Raw genomic sequence first — 26,296 nt, 5'->3', positions numbered from 1 at the left:
CCTTCTCAGAGAAAAACAAGAGCCCCCCCCCCCCCCCCCTCACCCCCCCCCTCCCCCCCCCCCCCCCCCCCCCCCCCCCCCCCCCCGGGCCGGGCCCGGCGGCTCCGTACCCGGCGCCGCCGCACGCCCAGAGCCCGCAGTACGCGAACCAGTACGCCGAGACTCCGTACCAGGCCGGACAGCCGGTCCAGCCGCCGGTGCCGGCCCCGGCCGCGGCTCCCGAGCCCGTCGGTCCGTCCGCTCCCGCGGAGGCCTCCGCGCCCACGGCTCCCGCCCCGAAGAAGGGCGGGAAGGCCGGCGGGCTGCTCAAGTCCAGCGCGGTCATGGCGGCGGGCACGATGGTGTCCCGGCTCACCGGTTTCATCCGCTCCGCGCTGATCGCCGCCGCGCTGGGCCTCGGCTTCCTCGCCGACTCCTTCCAGGTGGCCTACCAGCTGCCGACGATGATCTACATCCTCACGGTCGGTGGCGGTCTCAACTCCGTCTTCGTGCCCCAGCTGGTGCGCTCCATGAAGGAGGACGAGGACGGCGGCGAGGCCTTCGCCAACCGGCTGCTGACCCTCGTGATGGTGGCCCTGGCCGCACTGACCGGTCTCGCGATGCTCGCGGCGCCGCTGCTGGTGCGGGCGCTGTCTCCCACCATCGCCGACAACTCTGCGGCCAACGACGTCGCGGTCACCTTCACCCGCTACTTCCTGCCCTCGATCTTCTTCATGGGCATCCACGTAGTGATGGGGCAGATCCTGAACGCGCGCGGGAAGTTCGGCGCGATGATGTGGACGCCGGTCCTGAACAACATCGTCATCATCATCTCGCTCGGCGCGTTCATCTGGGTCTACGGCACCGCAGCCAACTCCCACCTGGACGTCGCCAGCATCCCGCCGCAGGGCCAGCGACTGCTCGGTGTCGGTGTGCTGCTCGGCCTGGTCGTCCAGGCCCTCGCGATGATCCCCTACCTGCGCGAGACCGGATTCCGGATCCGGCTGCGCTTCGACTGGAAGGGCCACGGCCTGGGCAAGGCCGCGATGCTCGCCAAGTGGACGATCCTGTTCGTCCTCGCCAACCAGGTGGGCGCCATGGTCGTGACGCAGCTCTCCACCGCCGCCGGCGACGCTTCCGGTGTCAAGGGCACCGGCTTCGCCGCCTACGCCAACGCCCAGCTGATCTGGGGTCTGCCGCAGGCCATCATCACGGTGTCTCTCATGGCCGCGCTTCTGCCGCGCATCTCGCGGTCGGCCGCCGAGGGCGACAGCGGGGCCATCCGCGACGACATCTCCCAGGGCCTGCGCACCACCGCGGTCGCCATCGTGCCCATCGCCTTCGGCTTCCTCGCCCTCGGCATCCCCATGTGCACCCTGATCTTCGGTTCCGCAGGCACCAACTCGGCCGTCAACATGGGTTACATGCTGATGGCCTTCGCCCTCGGCCTCATCCCGTACTCCGTGCAGTACGTGGTCCTGCGCGCCTTCTACGCCTACGAGGACACCCGGACGCCCTTCTACAACACCGTCATCGTGGCGGCGGTCAACGCGAGCGCCTCCGGGCTCTGCTACCTCCTGCTGCCGGCCCGCTGGGCGGTCGCGGGCATGGCTGCCGCGTACGGCCTCGCCTACGCGATCGGTGTGGGCGTCGCCTGGCGGAGGCTGCGCAAGCGGCTCGGCGGTGACCTGGACGGCGCACGGGTGCTGCGGACGTACGCGCGGCTCGGCATCGCCTCGGTACCGGCGGCCCTGCTCAGCGGTGCGGTCTGCTACGGCATCGGGCACACTCTCGGCCAGGGCGTCATCGGCTCCTTCGCGGCGCTGGTGGTCGGCGGCGCGGTCCTGCTCGGTGTCTTCTTCGTCGCCGCCCGCCGGATGCGGATCGACGAACTCAACTCGCTCGTGGGCATGGTGCGCGGGCGTCTGGGTCGCTGAGTCGGGGGTAGGCGCACAACCATCGTCCGCAGCTGTGTGTCGTGCATAGCGTCGGACTGTGGGCACAATTGGATTCGGCGTCGGACAGCGTGCAACAGATGGGGAGGCAGGGACGACGGTGGCGGAACGGAGCACGGCTGCCGTCGACGTGGCAGACAACAGCGGCGAGCAGCCGCTGACCGCCAAGGCGGACCAGTCCACGGCCGACGGGGTGGCCCAGAACCCGGAGCGGGACACGGACAGCGAGGGGCAGGGGAGCGGCGGAACGGACGGTCATGGAAAGAAGGCCTCACCGCCGGAACTGCACAGCGGTCACAAACTCGCCAGACGCTACCGTCTCGAGGAGTGCGTCACCCGACTGGACGGATTCAGCAGCTGGCGTGCGGTCGACGAGAAACTCCGTCGCGCCGTCGGCGTTCACATCCTGCCCGCGGACCATGCGCGGGCCCGGTCGGTACTGGCCGCAGCGCGTTCCTCGGCGCTGCTCGGCGATCCACGCTTCGTCCAGGTCCTGGACGCCGTCGAGGAGAACGACCTCGTCTACGTCGTGCACGAATGGCTGCCCGACGCCACCGAACTGACCGCGCTGCTGGCGGCCGGCCCACTGGAGCCGCACGACGCCTACCAGATGGTCAGTCAGGTGGCCTCCGCCATGGCCGCCGCGCACCGCGAGGGGCTCGCCCATCTGCGGCTGAACCCGAACGCCGTCCTGCGTGCCTCCACCGGTCAGTGGCGCATCCGCGGCCTGGCCGTGAACGCGGCGCTGCGCGGTATCAGTTCCGACACCCCGCAGCGCACCGACACCGAGTCGATCGGCGCCCTGCTGTACGCCGCGCTGACCCAGCGCTGGCCGTACGAGAACGATGCCTACGGCCTGTCCGGCCTGCCCAAGGACATCGGCCTGATCGCCCCGGACCAGGTGCGCGCCGGTGTCCACCGCGGGCTGTCCGAACTCACCATGCGCGCCCTGGTGAACGACGGGGCCACCGCGTCCCGGCACGAGGCTCCTTGCACGACTCCGGAGGAGCTGGTCAAGGCGATCGGCGAGATGCCCCGCATCCGCCCGCCGGAGCCGGCGTTCACGGCCCCGCCGGAGTACCAGCGCACGACGTACCAGCAGGGCACGTACGGACGCCCCGCAGCGCGCCCTGGCGTCTCTCAGCCGATCGCGGCCCCGCCGGCCCCGCTGCAGAGCCGCACCGGCAAGGCTCTGAAGTGGGCTGTCTCGGCGCTCCTCATCGCCGCACTGGGCCTGGGCAGCTGGCAGCTGGCGGACGCTCTGATGGGCCAGGGCGAGTCGGACGACACCAACAAGACACAGGTCCAGGACGGCGGGGACAAGAACGGCGCGAAGCCGAAGGCAACGCCGATAAAGATCGCCAATAGCCGGGAGTTCGTCGCCGTCGGCGACCCCCAGCACCCCAACGATGTCTCCAAGACCTACGACCACAACGCGTCGACGTACTGGAGGACCAAAACCTTCACCGAAGGCCCCCCGATCGCGCCGCTCAAGCCGGGTGTCGGCATCGTCTATGACCTCGGTTCGGCGAAGAATCTCAGCACGGCCACCCTGGACCTCCGTTACGGCGGCAACCACACGACCGTCGAGCTGTACGCGGCCGACACGCTGGAGCCGGCATCACTCGACTCGATGAAGAAGATCGGCAGCGTCACAACCTCGGGTAATACCGCTACGGTGAAGGTCACCAAGTCGGTGAAGACGCAATACGTCCTCGTGTGGCTGACCGCTGTGCCGTACTCGGGTCCGGACTCGGTCACGTATTCCCAGGCCGGCTTCAAGCAGGCCATCGGCGAAGTGCGGTTCACGGGCTGACGTCTCACTCGAACCGGAGGGGGCAGATGGCGGAGGGCGCCGGATACGACGGTGTGAGCGACCAGGACCTTCTCGCCCGCCATGTGGAAGGCGACCCCGATGCCTTCGGTGAGATCGTGCGGCGGCATCGGGACCGACTCTGGGCGGTGGCGCTGCGCACTCTGGGGGACCGCGAGGAGGCCGCTGACGCCGTCCAGGACGCGCTGGTGTCCGCCTACCGGGCAGCGCACACCTTCCGGGGGCAGTCGGCCGTCACGACCTGGCTGCATCGCATCACCGTGAACGCCTGCCTGGACCGGGCCCGCAAGGCCGCCTCCAGGAAGACCGCTCCGGTCGACGACACCGAGCGGCTGGAACAGCTACTGGAGCCGCACGAGGCGGCCTCCGCTCCGGCCGAGCGGAACGATGTGCACCGTCAGCTCCTCGAGGCCCTCGGCACGCTTCCGTATGAGCAGCGTGCGGCTCTGATCCTCGTGGACATGCAGGGCTATCCCGTGGCCGAGGCCGCCCGGATCCTCGATGTACCGACGGGGACGGTGAAGAGCCGTTGCGCCCGAGGCCGGGCCAGACTTCTTCCGCTGCTCACCCATCTGCGGCCCGGCCATACCGATGACGAAAAAGAACCCGGGCCGGGACGGAACCGGGTGGAAGGGAAATCCGTCCCACCTGCGACGGATCCCCATGACAAGGGTCCTGGGCGTACGGGTCCGAGCGATTCAACCGTAGTGAAGGGCGGAGGTGGGCGAGCGTGACTTCCTCGACAGACACGGCCGGGCACCCGGACGTCGCCGAGATTTCCGACCTCACCGAAGGCCTCCTCCCACCGGATCGAAGCACTGCGGTACGGCGCCACCTGGAAGGGTGCGAGCTGTGCGCGGACGTGCATGCCTCGCTGGAGGAGATCCGGGGGCTGCTCGGCACCATGCCGGGGCCGCCGCGGATGCCGGCGGACGTCGCCGGGCGTATCGACGCCGCCCTTGCCGCCGAAGCGCTGCTGGCCTCCACCGCACCTGAGGCTCTGGCCGCGCCCCTCCTCGTTTCCGAGGAGCCGGCCCGCACCGGTGGTCGTGTTTCACGTGAAACATCGGTCCCGTCGGACCGCCCCCGCGGGCGCCCCAGCGGATCCACCGGCCCGGGAAGGAAGGGACGCGAGCGTGCTCGGCGCCGCCGGACCGTCGCCCTGGGTGCCGTTCTCACCGCCGCCGTCCTGGGAGCCGGCTCGCTCGTCCTCCAGTCGCTCATGGGTGGCGGGGCCGATACGACCGCTCACGGCCGACCGACACCGGCCACCAGCGCGTTCTCCGGGGACAGCGTGCAGAGCCAGGTGAAGGACCTGCTCGCCACGAAAAAGGGCACGGAGCCGGGCTCCGAGAGCCGGCGACCACGCTCCGGTATCGACTCCCAGCAGAACAGCCCCGGGTCCACCCAGAGCGCGAACACCCTGATCCAGACGCAGCCCTCGGTTCCCGACTGCGTCCGTAAGGCGATCAACAGCAGCGACGCAGTCCTCGGCGCCAAGACCGGTACCTATGGCGGCAGGAGTGCCTATCTCGTCGTGATGCCCGACGTCGGCGACAGCACCCGAGTCACGGCCTATGTCGTCGACGCGGACTGCGTCCACCAGGCCACTTCGTCCGTCGGTAAGGTCCTGCTCAAGCAGTCTCTCCCTCGGACCTGAGTCGGTAGAGGATTCATCTCCGTCTGTGCGGTCATCCGTACCGTGGGCGATCCCCGTGTGCCCGGACACAACGGGAATGCGCGCCCCTTAGGATCCGTTGGGTGGGGTGAGAGTTCCGAAAGGGGCTCCCACCGGTCGACTGACGCAGACCAGAGACGAGGAACCAAGCCGTGAGCGACGTCCGTAACGTGATCATCATCGGCTCCGGGCCGGCAGGCTACACGGCGGCGCTCTACACCGCGCGCGCCTCGCTGAAGCCGCTGGTGTTCGAGGGGGCTGTCACCGCCGGTGGCGCGCTGATGAACACCACCGAGGTGGAGAACTTCCCGGGCTTCCGCGACGGCATCATGGGTCCTGAGCTGATGGACAACATGCGGGCGCAGGCCGAGCGCTTCGGCGCCGAGCTGATCCCGGACGACATCGTCTCCGTCGACCTGACCGGTGAGATCAAGACCGTCACAGACACCGCGGGTACGGTCCACCGGGCGAAGGCCGTGATCGTCACCACCGGCTCCCAGCACCGCAAGCTCGCCCTCCCGAACGAGGACGCGCTCTCCGGCCGGGGTGTCTCCTGGTGCGCCACCTGTGACGGGTTCTTCTTCAAGGACCAGGACATCGCCGTGATCGGCGGTGGGGACACCGCGATGGAGGAGGCCACCTTCCTCTCGCGGTTCGCCAAGTCCGTGACGATCGTGCACCGCCGTGACACCCTGCGCGCCTCCAAGGCGATGCAGGAGCGTGCCTTCGGCGACCCGAAGATCAAGTTCGTCTGGGACAGCGAGGTCGCCGAGGTGCAGGGCGACCAGAAGCTCTCCGGTCTGAAGCTGCGCAACGTCAAGACCGGTGAGCTTTCCGATCTGCCGGTGACGGGCCTGTTCATCGCGATCGGCCACGACCCGCGCACCGAGCTGTTCAAGGGCCAGCTGGACTTGGACGAGGAGGGCTACCTGAAGGTTGCCGCCCCGTCCACCCGCACCAACCTGACCGGTGTCTTCGCCGCCGGTGACGTAGTCGACCACACGTACCGGCAGGCAATCACCGCGGCCGGCACCGGCTGTTCCGCCGCCCTCGACGCCGAGCGCTTCCTCTCCGCCCTCGCGGACGAGGACAAGGCCGAGGCCGCCGCCGCCGTCTGACCTTCCCTTCCCCGCCCCACCGCAGAAGATAAGGAGCCCACCGTGGCCCTGAAGAGCACGACCGACGCGTCCTTCGACGAGGACGTCCTCAAGAGCGACAAGCCCGTCCTGGTGGACTTCTGGGCCGAGTGGTGCGGCCCGTGCCGCCAGATCGCTCCGTCCCTCGAGGCCATTGCCGCCGAGCACGGCGACAAGATCGAGATCGTCAAGCTGAACATCGACGAGAACCCGGGCACGGCCGCCAAGTACGGCGTCATGTCCATCCCGACCCTCAACGTCTATCAGGGCGGTGAGGTCGTCAAGACGATCGTCGGTGCCAAGCCGAAGGCTGCGCTGGTGCGCGACCTCGACGAGTTCATCGCCGAGTGACGTTTCACGTGAAACACGAATGGGCCAACCCTTCTGGGTTGGCCCATTTGCATGAGGCTCTCGGCTGACACCGACCACTACAGCGGCCGCAGCACCGGTTCCTTCTGTACGGCCCCCAGCAGCCTGTCGAGCGCCATCTCCACGTCTTCCTTCCAGGAGAGCGTCGAGCGCAGCTCCAGCCGCAGACGGGGGTGCGTGGGGTGCTGCCGGACCGTCTTGAAGCCCACGGCCAGGAGATGGTCGGCCGGCAGCAGACAGGCGGGTTCCCTCCAACGGGCGTCACCGAACGCCTCGACCGCCTTGAAGCCCCGGCGCAGCAGATCCTTGGCGACCGCCTGGACCATCACCCGGCCCAGCCCCTGCCCCCGGTAGCCGGGCATGATGAACGCCGTCATGAGCTGGACGGCATCCGGTGAGACCGGACTCGTGGGGAACGCCGTGGAGCGCGGGACATAGGCCGGCGGCGCGTAGAGAACGAAGCCCACGGGGATGTCGTCGACGTAGACCACCCGGCCGCACGATCCCCAGTCCAGCAGGACAGCGGAGATCCAGGACTCCTTCTCCAGCGCGGAGGTGCCCGCCTTTACCGCGGCTTCGCCGCTGACGGGGTCGAGCTCCCAGAAGACGCACGAGCGACAGCGCTTGGGAAGGTCCTGAACGTTGTCCAGCGTGAGCGGTACGAGCCGGCGCCCCATGAAGGCTGTTCCTCGCTTCCTTCGCCCGCTGCGTCGCGAGCGGCTGTCAGAGCGCTCCGTTCCCTGAGCAGGCTGCCGACGAATCCGCCGACGGCCCCAAGGCCCAAGCCAGCGCTCACCAATCCGGTGCGGCTCATCGATCGCATGGCCCCTGTCTCCCCACTCAGAGATCCGCCAGGTGGATGCGCCTACCCCATCCGCATCGTATCCACGAAGCGATTCCCTCGATACCTGCCTCAAAGCAAAGAGCGGACCGCCTTCCGGTACACCGGATGCGATCCGCTCCCCTGCCCCCTCCGGCGGGACCGCCGGAGGTTCAGTCGTCCTGTTCCTCGGAGTCGCCGTCGTGGAGACCCTTCTGCAGAACCGGCCCCTCGCCCGGGGCGAGGCTGCCGAGAATCCGCTCAAGGTCCTCCATGGAGGCGAACTCGACGGTGATCTTGCCCTTCTTCTGACCGAGGTCGACCTTCACCCGGGTTTCGAAGCGGTCCGACAGACGGGTGGCCAGCTCGCTCAGCGCCGGGGAGACCCGGGCACCGGCCCGCGGGCCCTTGGAGCGCTGGGTCGTCTGGGGCCGCGAACCCATCAGGGTCACGATCTCCTCGACGGCCCGCACCGAGAGGCCCTCGGCCACGATGCGATGCGCCAGTCGGTCCTGCTCGTCCGAGTCCTCGACGGACAGCAGCGCCCGGGCGTGACCGGCGGAGAGAACCCCGGCGGCGACCCTGCGCTGGACCGCCGGCGACAGCTTCAACAGCCGCAGGGTGTTGGAGACCTGCGGGCGGGAGCGCCCGATGCGGTCCGCCAGCTGGTCGTGCGTGCAGTTGAAGTCCTTCAGCAGCTGGTCGTAGGCGGCCGCCTCTTCCAACGGGTTCAACTGCGCCCGGTGCAGGTTCTCCAGCAGGGCGTCCAGGAGGAGCTTCTCGTCATCGGTGGCCCGGACGATCGCCGGGATGGCCTCGAGGCCGGCCTCACGGCAGGCCCGCCAGCGGCGCTCACCCATGATGAGCTCATAGCGGCCGGGACCCAGCTGTCGTACGACTACGGGCTGAAGGAGGCCGACCTCCTTGATGGAGGTGACCAGCTCCTGCAGCGCGTCCTCGTCGAAGACCTCACGCGGCTGCCGCGGGTTCGGCGTGATGGCGTCGAGGGGCAGCTCGGCGAAGTGGGCACCCACCGGAGGCACGGGAGCCTCCGCGGCAGGGCTCAGCGAGGGCTCCTCGGTTTCATGTGAAACAGGCGGCAACGTGGCCACCTTCGCCGCGGCCACCCCGCGGTCGGTCGTCAGCACCGGAACCGCTGCCGGAGACGTGGACGTTCCACTCCCCATCGCGGCCGGAGCCGGGTTCTTCTCGGTCGGGGCAGCAGGGATCAGCGCGCCGAGTCCACGGCCCAGCCCCCTCCGTCGCTCGCTCACTGGATACCCTCCACCATGCTCGGGTCGTTCTGGGCGCCGATGTGGGCCTGGCTGGCGTCATAGCTGACGCCGATGCCCTTCAGCGCGATTTCTCGGGCCGCCTCAAGATAGGAGAGGGCACCGCTCGATCCAGGATCGTAAGTCAGCACCGTCTGCCCGTAGCTCGGCGCCTCGGAGATACGGACTGAGCGGGGAATGCTCGTCCGCAGCACCTCGTCGCCGAAGTGAGTGCGCACCTCTTCCGCAACCTGCGAGGCGAGACGCGTCCGGCCGTCGTACATGGTGAGCAGGATGGTCGACACATGCAGGGTGGGGTTGAGGTGCCCCCGCACCAGGTCGACGTTGCGCAGCAGCTGGCCCAGTCCCTCCAGCGCGTAGTACTCGCACTGGATGGGGATGAGGACTTCCTGGCCCGCGACGAGCGCGTTGACCGTCAACAGGCCCAGCGAGGGCGGGCAGTCGATGAGGATGTAGTCCAACGGTTGCTCGTACGCCTGGATCGCGCGCTGCAGCCGGCTCTCACGGGCCACCAGGGACACCAGCTCGATCTCCGCACCGGCGAGATCGATGGTGGCAGGAGCGCAGAAGAGGCCTTCGACATCAGGGACGGGCTGGACGACCTCAGCGAGCGGCCTGCTCTCCACCAAGACGTCGTAGATGGAAGGCACTTCCGCGTGATGATCGATACCCAGCGCCGTGGAGGCATTGCCCTGCGGGTCGAGGTCGATCACCAGAACGCGGGCGCCGTGCAGAGCCAGCGAAGCGGCAAGGTTGACGGTCGTCGTGGTCTTGCCCACGCCGCCCTTCTGGTTGGCGACCACCATGACTCGGGTCTGCTCAGGGCGCGGCAGGCCTTCGCCGGCGCGGCCCAGAGCCTCCACCGCCAGTTGGGCAGCGCGACCGATGGGAGTGTCGTCCATCGGGGGCGGTGTTTCACGTGAAACATCCGCCCCCATCGACTCGGTACGGGGACCGGGGACCGGATCGGTCATCGGTCCCGCGATGTTGGCGTCGGACCGCACGGATTCACTCTCCTCGACTTCAGGCTCGCAATGAACAGAGCCTCCCATGTCTTCGGGGTCGTGAACCAGTGAGGCCTGGTGTTCTGTGGAGAAATCCACCTCTGTGGACAACTCCGATGCCTCCCCGAGTGAACCGAGAGGCTTCCGGTCGCGAGGTTCGGCCGCGGCGCGGCCGCGACTGATGATGCCGTGCAGCAGTGAGCGACGTTTCACGTGAAACACGATGCACAGCGATGGCGGCCGGACCGTCGCGACACTCCGGCTTGCGTACGTTTGGCAGCTTGTGTGGAGTACGTCTCGTCGTCAGGACGGTCAGAGATGCCTGCCTCCAAGGCCGGCAACACCGATCTCGCGCGTCAGCGACGTCGCCGTACCCGCCCCGTCCGGGCCGCCTTGGCCCGCTTGGCCGCGAAACGCACACCGCCCGGGCTCTCTCCCACCTCGACCCGCACGACCGTGGACGGGGGATCCACCACGCCCTCGCCCACATGCAGGATCGAGGTCGACACCGCACCGAGCTTGCTGAGCGCGGTGGCCGCCGCCTTCAGCTCCTCCTCGGCGGTGTCCCCCTTGAGCGCGAGCATCTCGCCGTACGGGCGCAGCAACGGGATGCCCCAGGTGGCCAGACGGTCCAGCGGAGCCACGGCGCGGGCCGTCACCACATGGACCGGCGGCAGCTTGCCCATGACCTCCTCGGCCCGGCCGCGCACCACGGTGACGTGATCCAGGCCCAGCAGCTCGACGACCTCGGTGAGGAAGGTCGTGCGCCGCAGCAGGGGCTCCAGCAGGGTGATGTTCAGGTCGTCCCGGACCAGGGCCAGGGGGATACCCGGCAGACCGGCGCCCGAGCCGACGTCGCACACCGTCACCCCCTCGGGGACCGCTTCCGAGAGCACTGCGCAGTTCAGCAGGTGCCGCTCCCACAGACGGGGCACTTCGCGTGGGCCGATCAGGCCACGCTGCACACCCGCCTCGGCGAGCAGCTCCGCATAGCGGACCGCATCGGCGAAGCGATCACCAAACACTTCCCGCGCCTGCTCGGGCGCGGGGGGAAGCGCCGCTGCCTCCGTCACGGGGACCGTCCTTCCGTACAGCGCCGGCGCTTCGCGCACCGACCACCAGAACTACCAGGCTGACAAAGTTCGGCCCCGTCTGCGGGCAGACGGGGCCGGTAAAACGTGAGAGTCCGATCAGGCGGGCAGCACGACGACGAACCGCTGCGGCTCCTCGCCCTCCGACTCGCTGCGCAGCCCGGCGGCCTTGACCGCGTCGTGCACGACCTTGCGCTCGAACGGGGTCATCGGCTTGAGCTTCACGGGCTCGCCGGTGTTCTTCACATCGGCGGCGGCCTTGGCACCCAGCTCGGACAGCTCGGTGCGCTTCTTGGCGCGGTAGCCCGCGATGTCCAGCATCAGACGGCTGCGGTCGCCGGTCTCCCGGTGCACGGCCAGGCGCGTCAGCTCCTGCAGTGCCTCCAGCACCTCGCCGTCACGACCGACCAGCTTCTGCAGGTCGCGGCTGTTGGTGTCGCTGATGATCGACACGGAGGCGCGATCGGCCTCGACATCCATGTCGATGTCGCCGTCGAGGTCGGCGATGTCCAGCAGACCCTCCAGGTAGTCCGCCGCGATCTCGCCCTCCTGCTCCAGGCGGGTGAGGGTGTCTGCACCCTCGGCAGCGGCGGAGGTGGTGCCTTCCGTCACGGGATGGGCTCCTTCTTACTTCTTGGACGGGGACTTGGGCCGCTGCGGGCCACCCTTGCGCTGGCCGGACTGGGCCTTGCTGCGGGTGCCGGAGCCGGGCTTCTCGGGCTCCTTGGCAGCGGCGGGCTTGGCGTCCTGCGGCTCGTCGGCGTCGGACTTCTCCAGAGAAGTGGCCGACGTCTCGTCGCCCGCCTGCTTGGTCGCGCCGGACTGGCGCTGAGCCTTGGTCTGACGCTTGGGCTGCTGGCGCCGGGCGGCGGCGGTGGTCGCCGTCGTGCCGTCCTCGGTCTGCGCCACGGCCTGGCTCTCGCTCTTCACCACGGTGCCGTCGGTCTGGGCCGCGAGGCCCGCCTTGCTCAGCCCGTTGATGAACTTGCGCTCGAACTCGTTGCGGTCGCGGCCCTTGGCGACGATCGCCTTGACGATGGTCTTCTCGCTGCGGCGACGGATCTTGCCGTGGTGCGTGACGTGCTTGGTGAGGCGCTCCAGGTAGGCGGCCTGGGCCTTGGAACCCGGGGTCGGGTTGTTGTGGATGACGTACATCTGCTGGCCCATGGTCCACACGTTGGTGGTCAGCCAGTAGATCAGGACACCGACCGGGAAGTTGATACCGAAGACGGCGAACATGATGGGGAAGACGTACATCAGCATCTTCTGCTGCTGCATGAACGGCGTCTTCACCGTGGTGTCGACGTTCTTCGTCATCAGCTGGCGCTGCGTGTAGAACTGCGACGCCGACATCATGACGATCATGACCACGGTCACGACGCGGACGTCGACGACCGAGGCGCCCAGCGCGTGGATCGTCTCGGCGCTGTCCTTGAACTTCGCGGCGAGCGGGGCGCCGAAGATGTGCGCCTTACGGGCGCTCTCCAGCAGCGGCTGGTTGATGACGCCGATGGTCTCGCCCGACGCGATGCCGTTGAGCACGTGGTACAGGGCGAAGAAGAACGGGGACTGCGCCAGGATGGGAAGGCACGAGGAGAGCGGGTTGGTGCCCGACTCCTTGTACAGCTTCATCATCTCTTCGGACTGACGCTGCTTGTCGTTCTTGTAGCGCTCCTGGATCTTCTTCATCTCGGGCTGGAGCGTCTGCATGGCCCGGGTCGCCTTGATCTGCTTCACGAAGAGCGGGATCAGGCAGATACGGATCAGGATCACGAGGGACACGATCGACAGGCCCCAGGCCCACCCGGTGTCGGGGCCGAAGATGGCGCCGTACACCGTGTGGAACTGGACGATGACCCAGGAGACAGGTGTCGTGATGAAGCTGAAGAGGCTGGCAATCGTGTCCACTAATCATGCTCCTTGGGCATGGGACGAGGTCTCTGCGGCCGGGCTCGGGGAAAGCTCGGAGTGAGGCTTCTCCTCGATGGCCGGTTCGGCGGCGGAGGTCCCGCCCTTGCGTGCGCGCCAAGCGTTGCGCAGCAGTTCGTGCCACCGCGGGCGCTTGCGCGGCGGAACATGGTCCACACCGCCGAGCGACCACGGATTGCACCGGAGGATGCGCCAGGCGGTGAGTGCCGTTCCCTTGATCGCACCGTGCCGGTCGATGGCCGTGAAGCCGTAATGGGAGCACGACGGGTAGTACTTGCACACCGGCCCCAAAAGCGGACTGATCGTCCACTGGTACAGCTTGATCAGAGCCAGTAGCGGGTACTTCATCGCGCGCCCCTTCCCAGCAGCCGCTCGAGGGCGGCGTCCAGGTCTCGGGCCAGCTGTGCGTGGTCTGCGTCGCCCGCTCCGGGCAGCGCTCGTACGACTACCAGGCTACCGGGGGCAAACAGGACGACTCGGTCACGCATCAGGTGGCGAAGTCTGCGCTTCACTTGGTTGCGCACGACCGCTCCACCCACAGCTTTGCTCACGACGAAACCCGCACGCGTCGGGGGAGCGCTCTCCCCTGGCGCGTGCGGGTCCGTGGCACCGCTACGAAGGTGGACGACGAGGGTCGGGCGACCTGCCCGACGACCCCGCCGTACCGCGGTCGCGAAGTCCTCGCGCCGCCTCAGCCGGTTCTCGGTGGGCAGCACGACGTCATGACCTGATCGGGATCAGGCGGACAGGCTGGCGCGACCCTTGGCACGACGGTTCGCGAGAATCGCGCGGCCCGCACGGGTACGCATCCGCAGGCGGAAGCCGTGGGTCTTCGCGCGACGACGGTTGTTCGGCTGGAAGGTGCGCTTGCTCACTCGAGGGCTCCAGAAATCAAATCGGTGGTGGCGGGTGCCGTCCTGGCTGTCACCGTGCGCCCACGAGTAGCTCGCGTCACGCCCGAGTGCACCGCTTCCCGATCACCTGACGTGACCTGTGCCCTTCGGAGGCAGGCGGCAGCAGCCATCGACAACTCGACCTGGTTACGGTACGCGGGGCTACGCCATCCGGTCAAACCGAGGGTCGCCGAGAGACACTATCCACAGGCTGGGGACAACAACTTGAACCGTAGCCGCCGCGCTGACTACCGTGGCTGGACTCCGATTCGTTCCCTTATCCCCGCCCGACCCGATTTTCATCCCGACCCGTCCCACAACCACACGTTCGTGGGACCTGTGAGAGAGCGTGCCCTGTGGCTGACGTACCTGCCGATCTTGCCGCAGTGTGGCCACGAGTACTCGAGCAGCTCCTCGGCGAAGGCCGAGGACAGGGCGTCGAGGCGAAGGACGAGCACTGGATCCGGCGCTGCCAGCCGCTCGCGCTGGTCGCGGACACCGCCCTGCTCGCGGTACCGAACGAATTCGCGAAGAACGTACTGGAGGGCCGTCTCGCGCCGATCGTCAGCGAGACCCTGAGCCGCGAGTGCGGCCGCCCCATCCGCATCGCGATCACCGTGGACGACTCGGCCGGCGAGCCGCCGGCCCCGCAGGCACCGCCCGCCCAGCCGCAGCGGCAGCAGCGCTACGAGGAGCCGGAGCTGCCCTCCGGACCGTACGAGGGCTACGGCCGGCATCGTGCCGCCGAACCGCTCCCGGGCAGCGAGCCGGGCCCCCGCGGGGACCAGCTGCCGACCGCCCGGCCCGCGTATCCGTCCGAGTACCAGCGGCCCGAGCCAGGCGCCTGGCCGCGGCCCGGACAGGACGAGTACGGCTGGCAGCAGCCGCGCCTCGGCTTCCCCGAGCGTGACCCGTACGCCTCGCCGTCGCAGGACTCCTACGGCTCCTCGGGGCAGGACACCTACGACTCGCCGCCCCAGGACTACCGCCCGAAGGGCATGGAGCGCCCGTCGTACGACCAGCAGCGCGGCGACTACGACGCCCCGCGCCCGGAGTACGACCGTCCGGACTACGACCGCTCGGAGTACGAGCGCCCGAACTACAACTCCCGTGCCGACTACGACTCCGCGCGCGCCGAGTACGACCAGCGCGACCCCGTCCGGCGTGAACGGCCCGACCAGTCGGCCGGAGCCGGCCCGGTGCACCGCGGCGGCCCCGGCCGCCCGGACCTGCCGCCGGCCGGCGGGAGCGGTGCGCCCGGTCCGCTGGCCGCGAAGCCCGCGCCGGCGAGCGGTCCCGGTGAGCCGACCGCGCGGCTGAACCCGAAGTACCTGTTCGACACTTTCGTCATCGGCGCCTCCAACCGGTTCGCGCACGCTGCCGCGGTGGCCGTCGCCGAGGCACCCGCGAAGGCCTACAACCCCCTCTTCATCTACGGGGAGTCGGGGCTCGGCAAGACGCACCTGCTGCACGCGATCGGGCACTACGCCCGCAGCCTCTACCCGGGCACGCGCGTGCGGTACGTGAGCTCCGAGGAGTTCACCAACGAGTTCATCAACTCCATCCGCGACGGCAAGGGCGACAGCTTCCGCAAGCGGTACCGCGAGATGGACATCCTGCTCGTCGACGACATCCAGTTCCTCGCGGACAAGGAGTCGACGCAGGAGGAGTTCTTCCACACCTTCAACACGCTCCACAACGCGAACAAGCAGATCGTGCTCTCCAGCGACCGGCCGCCCAAGCAGCTGGTGACGCTGGAGGACCGGCTGCGGAACCGTTTCGAGTGGGGTCTGATCACCGACGTCCAGCCGCCCGAGCTGGAGACGCGCATCGCGATCCTGCGCAAGAAGGCGGTGCAGGAGCAGCTCAACGCCCCGCCGGAGGTACTGGAGTTCATCGCCTCCCGGATCTCGCGGAACATCCGTGAGCTGGAGGGCGCGCTGATCCGGGTGACGGCGTTCGCCTCGCTCAACCGGCAGCCGGTGGACCTGGGCCTCACCGAGATCGTCCTCAAGGACCTGATCCCCGGGGGCGAGGACTCGACCCCCGAGATCACCGCGTCGGCCATCATGGCGTCCACCGCGGACTACTTCGGCCTCACGGTCGACGACCTGTGCGGCACCTCGCGCGGCCGCCAGCTGGTCACGGCCCGCCAGATCGCCATGTACCTGTGTCGTGAGCTCACGGACCTGTCCCTGCCGAAGATCGGCGCGCACTTCGGCGGCCGCGACCACACGACCGTCATGCACGCGGACCGGAAGATCCGCGCGCTGATGGCCGAGCGGCGCTCGATCTACAACCAGGTGACCGAGCTGACCAACCGCATCAAGAACGGCTGACGGCAGCCGCAGACCGACGCTGAGGGCGCCCTCGGGAAGACATCCCGGGGGCGCCTCTTCGCGTCCGGGTGCGACAACCCTGGCGGCCGCTCTCCGCGCCCCCAGCCGCCGTCCTCCGCGTCCTCAGCCGACCGTCCTCCGCGTCCTCAGCCGACCGTCCTCCACTTCCCGGGCAGCCTCCGGCACCCCTCATCGCGCCCTGCCGACGGCTCGTCGCCGCGCCTCGGGTGTCCCTCCCCGGCCACCGAGTGTTCGATTAAGTGCCTGGTTACGGCCGCTCTCCACAGATTCGGTGAGTTTCTTCCGTCCACATGCTGGGGACTGTGGAGTTGTCCCGAACTGCGTCCACAGGCAGCTTGGGGAAGCGGCGTCCGCCCAGCTCAGCTGCCTGTGGAATCGTGGACGAACGATCTCCACAGTCTGTGGACGAAACGGAGATCCACAGACTGTGGACGAAGTTTTCCACGGGAAGCCCACAGGCTGAGGCCGGTTGTCCCCAGCGAATCCCGGCTTCTCCACATGGCTGTCCACTGTTCGGCAACGCGACGCACCCTCTCACCGCGTCGAGTGAACCCCGTCACACGAAGCTGCCGGATTGGGGTGTGGGAAACGTGGGTAAACCTGGGGACACAGCTGGGGAGAACTGCCCTCGAGCTGTGGGCGGTGTGTGCAGAACTTTCTGTTCTCCACAGAGACCCCTGGTTGTCCACCGCCTCCACCCACAGGGTCAGTGGACAAAATTCGTGCTCTGAGCTGGGCAAACGTGGTTATCCACGGTATCCACAGCCCCTACTACTACTTCCGACTAGAGAGAGCTCGGAATCCGTTTCGAAGCGGGGCCTGTGCACAACTCGCGCTCTCGAGCCCGGCTGCCCCTCGGAGCGACTTGACCCCGACAGGCACCTACTGTCAGTGCGGTGCGTCAGACTGGTCCCCGGTGTCCTGCCCTTCGCAGTGGGCGGTGAGACCGAGTCGGAGGACTCAGTAGCAACAGCAGGAGGCGGCTTACGGTGAAGATCCGGGTGGAACGCGACGTACTCGCGGAGGCAGTGGCGTGGGCTGCACGCAGCCTCCCGGCCCGTCCGCCGGCGCCTGTCCTCGCCGGCCTCCTGCTGAAGGCCGAGGACGGCCAGCTGAGCCTGTCGAGCTTCGACTACGAGGTCTCCGCTCGGGTGAGCGTCGAGGCCGAGGTCGAGGAGGAGGGCACGGTTCTCGTCTCCGGCCGGCTGCTCGCCGACATCTCCCGCGCTCTCCCCAACCGCCCGGTGGAGATTTCCACAGACGGTGTACGGGCGACCGTGGTCTGTGGTTCCTCGCGATTCACACTGCACACCCTGCCTGTGGAGGAGTACCCGGCGCTGCCGCAGATGCCGACCGCCACGGGCACCGTTCCCGGCGAGGTCTTCGCCGCCGCCGTGTCCCAGGTGGCCATCGCCGCCGGCCGCGACGACACGCTGCCCGTCCTCACCGGTGTGCGCATCGAGATCGAGGGCGACACGGTCACCCTGGCCTCCACCGACCGCTACCGCTTCGCGGTCCGCGAGTTCCTGTGGAAGCCGGAGAACCCCGACACCTCCGCGGTCGCCCTGGTCCCGGCCAAGACGCTCCTGGACACCGCCAAGTCGCTCGGTGCGGGCGACAGCGTCACGCTGGCGCTGTCCGGCTCGGGCGCGGGCGAGGGACTGATCGGTTTCGAGGGCGCGGGCCGTCGTACGACCACGCGTCTGCTCGAGGGCGACCTGCCGAAGTACCGCACGCTGTTCCCGACCGAGTTCAACTCCGTCGCCGTGATCGAGACCGCCCCCTTCGTGGAGGCCGTCAAGCGTGTGGCCCTGGTCGCCGAGCGGAACACCCCGGTGCGGCTGAGCTTCGAGCAGGGCGTGCTGATCCTGGAGGCCGGCTCCAGCGACGACGCACAGGCTGTGGAAAGGGTTGACGCGCAGCTGGACGGCGACGACATCTCGATCGCCTTCAACCCGACGTTCCTGCTGGACGGTCTGAGCGCCATCGACTCCCCGGTGGCCCAGCTGTCGTTCACGACGTCCACCAAGCCCGCGCTGCTCAGCGGCAAGCCGGCGCTGGACGCCGAGGCGGACGAGGCCTACAAGTACCTGATCATGCCGGTGCGGCTCAGCGGCTGAGCCGCAGCCGCCGGTATCCACAGGACAAAGCCCCAGGTGAGGGCATACGTATGAGCGCGTATGCCCACAGCTGTGCGTGAGGGTCCGGGACTAGGCTCGGACCCGGGTACGCAGGTGCCCCACACGCCACACAGCAACCTAAGGAACACAACTGATGGAGCTCGGTCTCGTCGGCCTCGGCAAGATGGGCGGCAACATGCGCGAGCGGATCCGCCGCGCGGGCCACACCGTCCTCGGATACGACCGCAACGCCGACCTCGCGGACGTCCACAGCCTCGAAGAGCTTGTGGGCAAGCTCAGCGGTCCGCGCGTCGTCTGGGTGATGGTCCCGGCAGGCGAGGCCACGCAGTCCACGATCGACCGGCTCGGCGAGCTGCTGGAGCCCGGTGACGTGGTCGTGGACGGCGGCAACTCCCGCTGGACGGACGACGAGAAGCACGCCGAGGAGCTGGCCGCCAAGGGCATAGGCTTCGTCGACTGCGGTGTCTCCGGCGGCGTCTGGGGCCTGGAGAACGGGTACGCGCTGATGTACGGCGGCGACGCCGAGAACGTCGCCAAGGTGCAGCCCGTCTTCGACGCGCTCAAGCCGGAGGGCGACTTCGGCTCGGTGCACGCCGGCAAGGTCGGCGCGGGCCACTTCGCGAAGATGGTCCACAACGGCATCGAGTACGCCATGATGCAGGCCTACGCCGAGGGCTGGGAGCTGCTGGAGAAGGTCGACTCCGTGGAGAACGTCCGCGAGGTCTTCCGCTCCTGGCAGGAGGGCACGGTCATCCGTTCCTGGCTGCTCGACCTCACGGTGAACGCGCTGGACGAGGACGAGCACCTCGACCAGCTGCGCGGTTATGCACAGGACTCCGGTGAGGGACGCTGGACTGTGGAAGCCGCCATCGACAACGCGGTGCCGCTTCCCGCGATCACCGCGTCGCTGTTCGCGCGGTTCGCCTCCCGCCAGGAGGACTCGCCGCAGATGAAGATGATCGCCGCGCTGCGCAACCAGTTCGGCGGCCACGCCGTAGCGAAGAAGTAATCCACAGGGTCGCTCCGCGATCCACAACCCTGGGGGAGGTCGGCGAACGACCATGCACGTCACGCATCTTTCGCTGGCCGACTTCCGCTCGTACGCCCGGGTCGAGGTTCCGCTCGACCCGGGCGTCACCGCCTTCGTCGGCCCCAACGGGCAGGGCAAGACCAATCTGGTCGAGGCGGTGGGCTATCTCGCGACCCTCGGAAGCCACCGCGTCGCCTCCGACGCCCCCCTGGTCCGCATGGGCGCCGAGCGGGCCGTCATCCGGGCGCAGGTCAGACAGGGCGAGCGGCAGCAGCTGGTCGAGCTTGAGCTGAACCCCGGCCGGGCCAACCGCGCCCGCATCAACCGGTCCTCGCAGGTCAGGCCGAGGGACGTGCTGGGGATCGTACGGACCGTGCTGTTCGCTCCGGAGGACCTCGCGCTGGTCAAGGGGGATCCGGGTGAGCGGCGCCGGTTCCTGGACGAGCTGATCACCGCGCGCTCGCCGCGCATGGCGGGTGTGCGTTCGGACTACGAGCGGGTGCTCAAGCAGCGCAACACGCTCCTCAAGACCGCGGCGCTCGCGCGCAGGCACGGCGGCCGCTCCATGGACCTGTCCACGCTGGACGTGTGGGACCAGCACCTCGCGCGCGCGGGCGCCGAGCTGCTCGCGCAGCGTCTGGACCTGGTCGCCGCGCTGCAGCCGCTGGCCGACAAGGCGTACGAGCAGCTGGCCCCGGGCGGCGGTCCCATCGCGCTGGAGTACAAGCCGTCCGCGCCCGGCGAGGCGCACACCCGCGAGGACCTGTACGGCCAGCTGATGGCGGCGCTCACGGAGGCGCGCAAGCAGGAGATCGAGCGGGGCGTCACCCTGGTGGGCCCGCACCGGGACGATCTGGTTCTCAAACTCGGTCAGCTGCCCGCCAAGGGCTACGCCTCCCACGGCGAGTCGTGGTCCTACGCCCTCGCCCTGCGCCTGGCCTCGTACGACCTGCTGCGGGCGGAGGGCAACGAGCCCGTACTGATCCTCGACGACGTGTTCGCCGAGCTGGACGCCCGCCGCCGTGAGCGGCTGGCCGAACTGGTCGCGCCCGGCGAGCAGGTGCTGGTCACCGCCGCTGTGGACGACGACGTACCGCACGTACTGGCCGGCGCCCGCTACGCGGTGGCCGACGGGACGGTGGAGCGCGTATGAGCACCGACGAACCCACCCCGAAGAACCCCGGGAAGTCTCCGGAGCCCTCCGGTGTCGACCTCGCGCGCGTGGCGCTGCGCGCCGCGAAGGAGCAGGCACGCGCGCGTGGCGACGCGGCGCGGCAGAAGAAGCAGGCGCGGCGCGGCGGCGGTCTGCGCTCGGGCGCGCGTGCGGACGGACGCGACCCGATGGCGCTCGGTGCCGCGATCAACCGGCTGCTGAACGAGCGCGGCTGGGAGACGCCGGCCGCGGTGGGCGGTGTCATGGGCCGCTGGCCGCAGATCGTCGGCGAGGACCTGGCGAAGCACTGTGTGCCGCAGCGGTACGACGAGGACGAGCGGGTGCTGTCCGTGCAGTGCGACTCGACGGCGTGGGCGACCCAGCTGCGGCTGCTCGCCCCGACCCTGGTCGCCCGGCTCAACGAGGACCTCGGACACGGCACGGTCCGGCTGCTCAAGGTCAACGGCCCCGGCGGTCCCGCCCGGCGCTACGGCCCGCTGCGGGCTCCGGGGAGCACGGGCCCGGGCGACACCTACGGGTGACGTACCTCACGTCGTGCGGTCGGCGTGTGGTCGGCGTGTGGTGCCGTCGTACCCCTTGGCGCAGCCCTGTGCACAGGTGTGGATCGCGTACTGACCCCCCAGTAGCCAAGGGTTGACGGCCCGAAGCGCTGAGTGGCGCTGTGAGCCCCTTGGAGCCCCCATCCGTATATCGGTACCCGGCCGAGACCGGTTCAGGGCGGCACATGAGGACTCAGGTACCGGCAAACCCCCATCACTGTCGGCGCTACCGGTAGACTGGAAGCCAATCCCGCCCCAATCGTGGGGACCGCCCGGGAAAAGCTGAGCAACGCTGATCAAGGCTTACCAACGCAACATGCCGCAGCCGCTCCGGCAACCCGCCGACGAGCCCGGCTCGTGCTGTGCCAGAAAGGGCGCTTCGTGGCCGATTCCGGCAACCCCAACGAGAACATCCCGTCCACCGACGCCGGCGTGACTTCCGAGGCCACCGCCTCCGCGTCGTACGACGCCAGCGCCATCACCGTGCTCGAAGGGCTGGACGCGGTCCGCAAGCGGCCCGGTATGTACATCGGCTCCACGGGCGAGCGCGGTCTGCACCACCTGGTGTACGAGGTCGTCGACAACTCGGTCGACGAGGCGCTGGCCGGGTACGCGGACACCATCGACGTGACGATCCTCGCCGACGGTGGCGTGCGCGTCATCGACAACGGCCGTGGCATCCCCGTGGGCATCGTGCCCTCCGAGGGCAAGCCGGCCGTCGAGGTCGTGCTGACGGTCCTGCACGCGGGCGGCAAGTTCGGCGGCGGCGGTTACGCCGTCTCCGGCGGTCTGCACGGTGTGGGTGTGTCCGTCGTGAACGCGCTGTCCACGAAGGTCGCCGTCGAGATCAGGACGGACGGCCACCGCTGGACGCAGGACTACAAGCTCGGCGTCCCGACGGCCCCGCTCGACCAGCACGAGGCGACCGAGGAGACCGGTACCTCGGTCACCTTCTGGGCCGACCCCGACATCTTCGAGACCACCGAGTACTCCTTCGAGACGCTGTCCCGGCGTTTCCAGGAGATGGCCTTCCTCAACAAGGGCCTGACCCTCCGGCTCACCGACGAGCGCGAGTCGGCGAAGGCGACCAGCGGTGCGGACGAGGCGGGTGCGGACGAGAAGGCCGAGGTCAAGACCGTCACGTACCACTACGAGGGCGGCATCGTCGACTTCGTGAAGTACCTCAACTCCCGCAAGGGAGACGCGGTGCACCCCACCGTGATCGACCTGGAGGCCGAGGACAGGGACAAGAGCCTGTCCCTCGAGGTCGCCATGCAGTGGAACAGCGGCTACAGCGAGGGCGTGTACTCCTTCGCGAACATCATCCACACCCACGAGGGCGGTACGCACGAGGAGGGCTTCCGTGCGGCCCTCACGAGCCTGATCAACAAGTACGCGCGCGACAAGAAACTGCTGCGCGAGAAGGACGACAACCTCACCGGTGACGACATCCGTGAGGGTCTGACCGCGATCATCTCGGTCAAGCTGAGCGAGCCGCAGTTCGAGGGGCAGACGAAGACCAAGCTGGGCAACACGGAGGCCAAGACCTTCGTGCAGAAGGCGGTCTACGAGCACCTCAACGACTGGCTGGACCGCAACCCGGTCGAGGCCGCGGACATCATCCGCAAGGGCATCCAGGCGGCCACCGCGCGCGTGGCGGCCCGCAAGGCCCGCGACCTGACCCGCCGCAAGGGCCTGCTGGAGAGCGCGTCCCTGCCGGGCAAGCTGTCGGACTGCCAGTCCAACGACCCCACCAAGTGCGAGATCTTCATCGTCGAGGGTGACTCCGCCGGCGGCTCGGCCAAGTCCGGCCGCAACCCGCAGTACCAGGCGATCCTCCCGATCCGCGGCAAGATCCTCAACGTGGAGAAGGCCAGGATCGACAAGATCCTGCAGAACCAGGAGATCCAGGCGCTGATCTCCGCCTTCGGTACGGGTGTGCACGAGGACTTCGACATCGAGAAGCTCCGCTATCACAAGATCATCCTGATGGCGGACGCCGACGTCGACGGCCAGCACATCAACACCCTGCTGCTGACCTTCCTGTTCCGCTTCATGCGGCCGCTGGTCGAGGCCGGGCACGTGTTCCTGTCCCGTCCCCCGCTCTACAAGATCAAGTGGGGCCGGGACGAGGTCGAGTACGCGTACTCGGATCGTGAGCGCGACGCGCTGCTGGAGCTGGGCCGTCAGCGCGGCAAGCGGGTCCGTGAGGACTCGATCCAGCGCTTCAAGGGTCTCGGCGAGATGAACGCCGAGGAGCTGCGCGTGACCACCATGGACATCGAGCACCGCGTCCTCGGCCAGGTCACCCTCGACGACGCCGCCCAGGCCGACGACCTGTTCTCGGTCCTGATGGGCGAGGACGTCGAGGCCCGCCGCGCGTTCATCCAGCGCAACGCCAAGGACGTCCGCTTCCTCGACATCTGAGTCGGTCTCAGCTGACCGCACCAGAAAGGATCTTCACCAGCAATGGCCGACGAGAACACTCCAGTCACCCCTGAAGAGGGCGGCGACAGCACCGTGCGCATCGAGCCCGTCGGGCTCGAGACGGAGATGCAGCGCTCGTACCTGGACTACGCGATGTCCGTCATCGTGTCCCGCGCGCTGCCCGACGTCCGGGACGGTCTCAAGCCCGTCCACCGCCGTGTGCTGTACGCGATGTACGACGGCGGCTACCGCCCCGAGCGCGGCTTCTACAAGTGCGCGCGCGTGGTCGGCGACGTCATGGGCAACTACCACCCGCACGGCGACTCCTCGATCTACGACGCCCTGGTGCGCCTCGCCCAGCCGTGGTCGATGCGGATGCCGCTGGTGGACTCAAACGGCAACTTCGGCTCTCCGGGCAACGACCCGGCGGCCGCCATGCGCTACACCGAGTGCAAGATGGCGCCGCTGTCGATGGAGATGGTCCGCGACATCGACGAGGAGACCGTCGACTTCACGGACAACTACGACGGCCGCTCCCAGGAGCCGACCGTCCTGCCCTCCCGCTTCCCGAACCTGCTGATCAACGGATCCGCCGGTATCGCGGTCGGTATGGCGACCAACATCCCGTCGCACAACCTGCGCGAGGTCGCGGCCGGCGCCCAGTGGTGCCTGGAGAACCCGGAGGCCTCGCACGAGGAGCTCCTGGACGCGCTGATCGAGCGCATCAAGGGCCCCGACTTCCCGACCGGCGCCCTCGTCGTCGGCCGCAAGGGCATCGAGGAGGCCTACCGCACCGGCCGTGGCTCCATCACCATGCGCGCGGTGGTCGAGGTCGAGGAGATCCAGAACCGCCAGTGCCTGGTGGTCACGGAGCTGCCGTACCAGGTCAACCCCGACAACCTCGCGCAGAAGATCGCCGACCTGGTGAAGGACGGCAAGATCGGCGGCATCGCGGACGTCCGCGACGAGACGTCGTCCCGTACGGGCCAGCGCCTGGTGATCGTCCTGAAGCGGGACGCGGTCGCCAAGGTCGTCCTGAACAACCTGTACAAGCACACCGACCTGCAGACGAACTTCGGCGCCAACATGCTGGCGCTGGTCGACGGCGTGCCGCGCACGCTGTCCCTGGACGCGTTCATCCGCCACTGGGTGACGCACCAGATCGAGGTCGTCGTCCGCCGGACGCGCTTCAGGCTGCGCAAGGCCGAGGAGCGCGCGCACATCCTGCGCGGTCTGCTGAAGGCCCTGGACGCCATCGACGAGGTCATCGCGCTGATCCGGCGCAGTGCGACCGTCGACGTCGCGCGCACCGGTCTGATGGGCCTCCTGGAGATCGACGAGATCCAGGCGAACGCCATCCTCGAGATGCAGCTGCGCCGGCTGGCCGCCCTGGAGCGCCAGAAGATCGTCCAGGAGCACGACGAGCTCCAGACGAAGATCAACGAGTACAACGAGATCCTGGCCTCCCCGGTCCGCCAGCGCGGGATCGTCAGCGAGGAGCTGGCCGCGATCGTCGAGAAGTACGGCGAGGACCGTCAGACCAAGCTGATCCCGTACGAGGGCGACATGTCCATCGAGGACCTGATCGCCGAGGAGGACATCGTCGTCACCGTCTCGCGCGGCGGTTACGTCAAGCGGACGAAGACGGACGACTACCGGGCGCAGAAGCGCGGCGGCAAGGGCGTGCGCGGCACGAAGCTGAAGGAAGACGACATCGTCGACCACTTCTTCGTCTCCACCACGCACCACTGGCTGCTGTTCTTCACCAACAAGGGCCGGGTGTACCGGGCGAAGGCGTACGAGCTGCCCGAGGCCGGCCGGGACGCGCGCGGCCAGCACGTGGCGAACCTGCTCGCCTTCCAGCCGGACGAGGCGATCGCCGAGATCCTCGCGATCCGCGACTACGAGGCGGCGCCGTACCTGGTCCTGGCCACCAAGTCAGGCCTGGTCAAGAAGACGCCTCTGAAGGATTACGATTCGCCCCGCTCCGGCGGTGTGATCGCGATCAACCTGCGCGAGCGCGAGGACGGCTCGGACGACGAGCTGATCGGTGCCGAGCTGGTCTCGGCCGATGACGATCTGCTTCTGATCAGCAAGAAGGCACAGTCGATCAGGTTCACCGCCTCGGACGACACCCTGCGCCCGATGGGCCGCGCCACCTCCGGCGTCAAGGGGATGAGTTTCCGTGAGAGCGATGAACTTCTGTCGATGAATGTTGTTCGACCCGGTACGTTCGTGTTCACTGCCACGGACGGCGGGTACGCGAAGCGGACCGCTGTCGACGAGTACCGCGTCCAGGGTCGCGGCGGCCTCGGCATCAAGGCCGCCAAGATCGTGGAGGACCGCGGTTCTCTCGTCGGCGCGCTGGTTGTCGAGGAGAACGACGAGATCCTCGCGATCACCCTGTCCGGCGGTGTGATTCGTACGCGAGTCAACGAGGTCAGGGAGACGGGCCGTGACACCATGGGCGTCCAACTGATCAACCTGGGCAAGCGCGATGCCGTGGTCGGTATCGCACGTAACGCCGAGGCGGGGCGCGAGGCGGAGGAGGTCGACGGCGAGGGTGCCGTCGACGAGACCGCCGAGGGTGCCGCGACCACCGGCACGGACGAGGGTGAGGCGCCCTCGGCCGAGTAGGCACGAGG

The 26,296-nt window shown here is 68.6% G+C and carries 21 protein-coding genes and 1 pseudogene; 13 read left to right on the top strand and 9 right to left on the bottom strand.

All coding sequences use genetic code 11. From position 1 onward, the window contains the following. The 6 genes and pseudogenes from murJ to trxA form a co-directional block, all read left to right on the top strand. On the top strand, positions 1–1,916 hold a 1,916-nt coding region (gene murJ, locus AC07DS_RS09035), incomplete at its 5' end, for a murein biosynthesis integral membrane protein MurJ (protein ID WP_479143814.1). Positions 1,917–2,034: 118 nt separating this feature from the next. Further along, positions 2,035–3,750 (top strand): protein kinase family protein, encoded by a 1,716-nt coding sequence (locus AC07DS_RS09030; RefSeq protein WP_479143813.1) that lies wholly within the window; start codon positions 2,035–2,037, stop codon positions 3,748–3,750. A 26-nt stretch (positions 3,751–3,776) separates the two neighbouring features. Beyond that, positions 3,777–4,502, top strand: a complete 726-nt coding sequence (gene sigM, locus AC07DS_RS09025) for an RNA polymerase sigma factor SigM (protein WP_479143812.1) — start codon at positions 3,777–3,779, stop codon at positions 4,500–4,502. Further along, entirely contained in the window at positions 4,499–5,428 is a 930-nt protein-coding gene (locus AC07DS_RS09020; RefSeq protein WP_479143811.1) for an anti-sigma factor family protein, read from the top strand. Before sigM ends, AC07DS_RS09020 begins: the two co-directional genes overlap by 4 nt. 170 nt (positions 5,429–5,598) lie before the next feature. After that, positions 5,599–6,564 carry a thioredoxin-disulfide reductase gene (gene trxB, locus AC07DS_RS09015; protein WP_479143810.1) on the top strand — a complete coding sequence of 322 codons (966 nt, stop codon included), beginning with the start codon at positions 5,599–5,601 and terminating at the stop codon, positions 6,562–6,564. A gap of 33 nt (positions 6,565–6,597) precedes the next feature. Further along, positions 6,598–6,933 (top strand): annotated as a pseudogene (trxA, locus tag AC07DS_RS09010) (thioredoxin); the annotation flags it as partial. A gap of 77 nt (positions 6,934–7,010) precedes the next feature. On the opposite strand, the gene AC07DS_RS09005 reads toward trxA, so the two are convergent. The 9 genes from AC07DS_RS09005 to rpmH form a co-directional block, all read right to left on the bottom strand. After that, positions 7,011–7,628 (bottom strand): GNAT family N-acetyltransferase, encoded by a 618-nt coding sequence (locus AC07DS_RS09005; protein ID WP_479143809.1) that lies wholly within the window; start codon positions 7,626–7,628, stop codon positions 7,011–7,013. A 316-nt stretch (positions 7,629–7,944) separates the two neighbouring features. Beyond that, positions 7,945–9,045: a ParB/RepB/Spo0J family partition protein gene (locus tag AC07DS_RS09000; protein ID WP_479143808.1), complete on the bottom strand. Its 1,101-nt coding sequence runs from the start codon at positions 9,043–9,045 to the stop codon at positions 7,945–7,947. After that, positions 9,042–10,115, bottom strand: coding sequence for a ParA family protein (locus AC07DS_RS08995; protein ID WP_479143933.1), 1,074 nt, complete (start codon positions 10,113–10,115; stop codon positions 9,042–9,044). Before AC07DS_RS08995 ends, AC07DS_RS09000 begins: the two co-directional genes overlap by 4 nt. A gap of 308 nt (positions 10,116–10,423) precedes the next feature. Beyond that, positions 10,424–11,140 carry a 16S rRNA (guanine(527)-N(7))-methyltransferase RsmG gene (gene rsmG / locus AC07DS_RS08990; RefSeq protein WP_145878958.1) on the bottom strand — a complete coding sequence of 239 codons (717 nt, stop codon included), beginning with the start codon at positions 11,138–11,140 and terminating at the stop codon, positions 10,424–10,426. 117 nt (positions 11,141–11,257) lie between these two features. Then, positions 11,258–11,770 (bottom strand): Jag family protein, encoded by a 513-nt coding sequence (locus tag AC07DS_RS08985; protein WP_145878960.1) that lies wholly within the window; start codon positions 11,768–11,770, stop codon positions 11,258–11,260. A 15-nt stretch (positions 11,771–11,785) separates the two neighbouring features. Then, the gene (gene yidC / locus AC07DS_RS08980; RefSeq protein WP_479143807.1) at positions 11,786–13,066 is read right to left on the bottom strand and encodes a membrane protein insertase YidC; all 1,281 of its coding nucleotides are present in this window, start codon (positions 13,064–13,066) and stop codon (positions 11,786–11,788) included. Between the two features lie 3 nt (positions 13,067–13,069). Beyond that, a complete protein-coding gene (gene yidD / locus AC07DS_RS08975; protein WP_479143806.1) occupies positions 13,070–13,435 on the bottom strand; it encodes a membrane protein insertion efficiency factor YidD in 366 nt (121 codons plus the stop codon). After that, the gene (gene rnpA / locus AC07DS_RS08970) at positions 13,432–13,803 is read right to left on the bottom strand and encodes a ribonuclease P protein component (protein ID WP_479143805.1); all 372 of its coding nucleotides are present in this window, start codon (positions 13,801–13,803) and stop codon (positions 13,432–13,434) included. The genes yidD and rnpA overlap by 4 nt, the downstream gene beginning before the upstream one ends. 21 nt (positions 13,804–13,824) lie before the next feature. Beyond that, positions 13,825–13,962: a 50S ribosomal protein L34 gene (gene rpmH / locus AC07DS_RS08965; RefSeq protein WP_015659252.1), complete on the bottom strand. Its 138-nt coding sequence runs from the start codon at positions 13,960–13,962 to the stop codon at positions 13,825–13,827. Positions 13,963–14,336: 374 nt separating this feature from the next. Here rpmH and dnaA point away from each other — a divergent pair, with 374 nt between their 5' ends. From dnaA to gyrA, 7 genes are all read left to right on the top strand, one after another. Beyond that, positions 14,337–16,319, top strand: coding sequence for a chromosomal replication initiator protein DnaA (gene dnaA, locus AC07DS_RS08960; protein ID WP_479143804.1), 1,983 nt, complete (start codon positions 14,337–14,339; stop codon positions 16,317–16,319). Positions 16,320–17,329: 1,010 nt separating this feature from the next. Continuing rightward, entirely contained in the window at positions 17,330–18,460 is a 1,131-nt protein-coding gene (gene dnaN / locus AC07DS_RS08955; RefSeq protein ID WP_336113188.1) for a DNA polymerase III subunit beta, read from the top strand. A 154-nt stretch (positions 18,461–18,614) separates the two neighbouring features. Beyond that, positions 18,615–19,490, top strand: a complete 876-nt coding sequence (gene gnd / locus AC07DS_RS08950; protein WP_479143803.1) for a phosphogluconate dehydrogenase (NAD(+)-dependent, decarboxylating) — start codon at positions 18,615–18,617, stop codon at positions 19,488–19,490. A gap of 52 nt (positions 19,491–19,542) precedes the next feature. Continuing rightward, positions 19,543–20,664 (top strand): DNA replication/repair protein RecF, encoded by a 1,122-nt coding sequence (gene recF, locus AC07DS_RS08945; protein WP_479143802.1) that lies wholly within the window; start codon positions 19,543–19,545, stop codon positions 20,662–20,664. Beyond that, a complete protein-coding gene (locus AC07DS_RS08940) occupies positions 20,661–21,206 on the top strand; it encodes a DciA family protein (RefSeq protein ID WP_145878975.1) in 546 nt (181 codons plus the stop codon). Before recF ends, AC07DS_RS08940 begins: the two co-directional genes overlap by 4 nt. A 375-nt stretch (positions 21,207–21,581) precedes the next feature. Continuing rightward, the gene (gyrB, locus tag AC07DS_RS08935) at positions 21,582–23,651 is read left to right on the top strand and encodes a DNA topoisomerase (ATP-hydrolyzing) subunit B (protein ID WP_479143801.1); all 2,070 of its coding nucleotides are present in this window, start codon (positions 21,582–21,584) and stop codon (positions 23,649–23,651) included. 42 nt (positions 23,652–23,693) lie between these two features. After that, positions 23,694–26,288: a DNA gyrase subunit A gene (gene gyrA, locus AC07DS_RS08930; protein ID WP_479143800.1), complete on the top strand. Its 2,595-nt coding sequence runs from the start codon at positions 23,694–23,696 to the stop codon at positions 26,286–26,288. Positions 26,289–26,296 lie beyond the last annotated feature (8 nt).

Source organism: Streptomyces sp. NPDC044064, assembly GCF_056434245.1.
The sequence above is the reverse complement of the archived record's forward strand: the minus strand, read 5'-3'. Positions and strand labels throughout refer to the sequence as shown.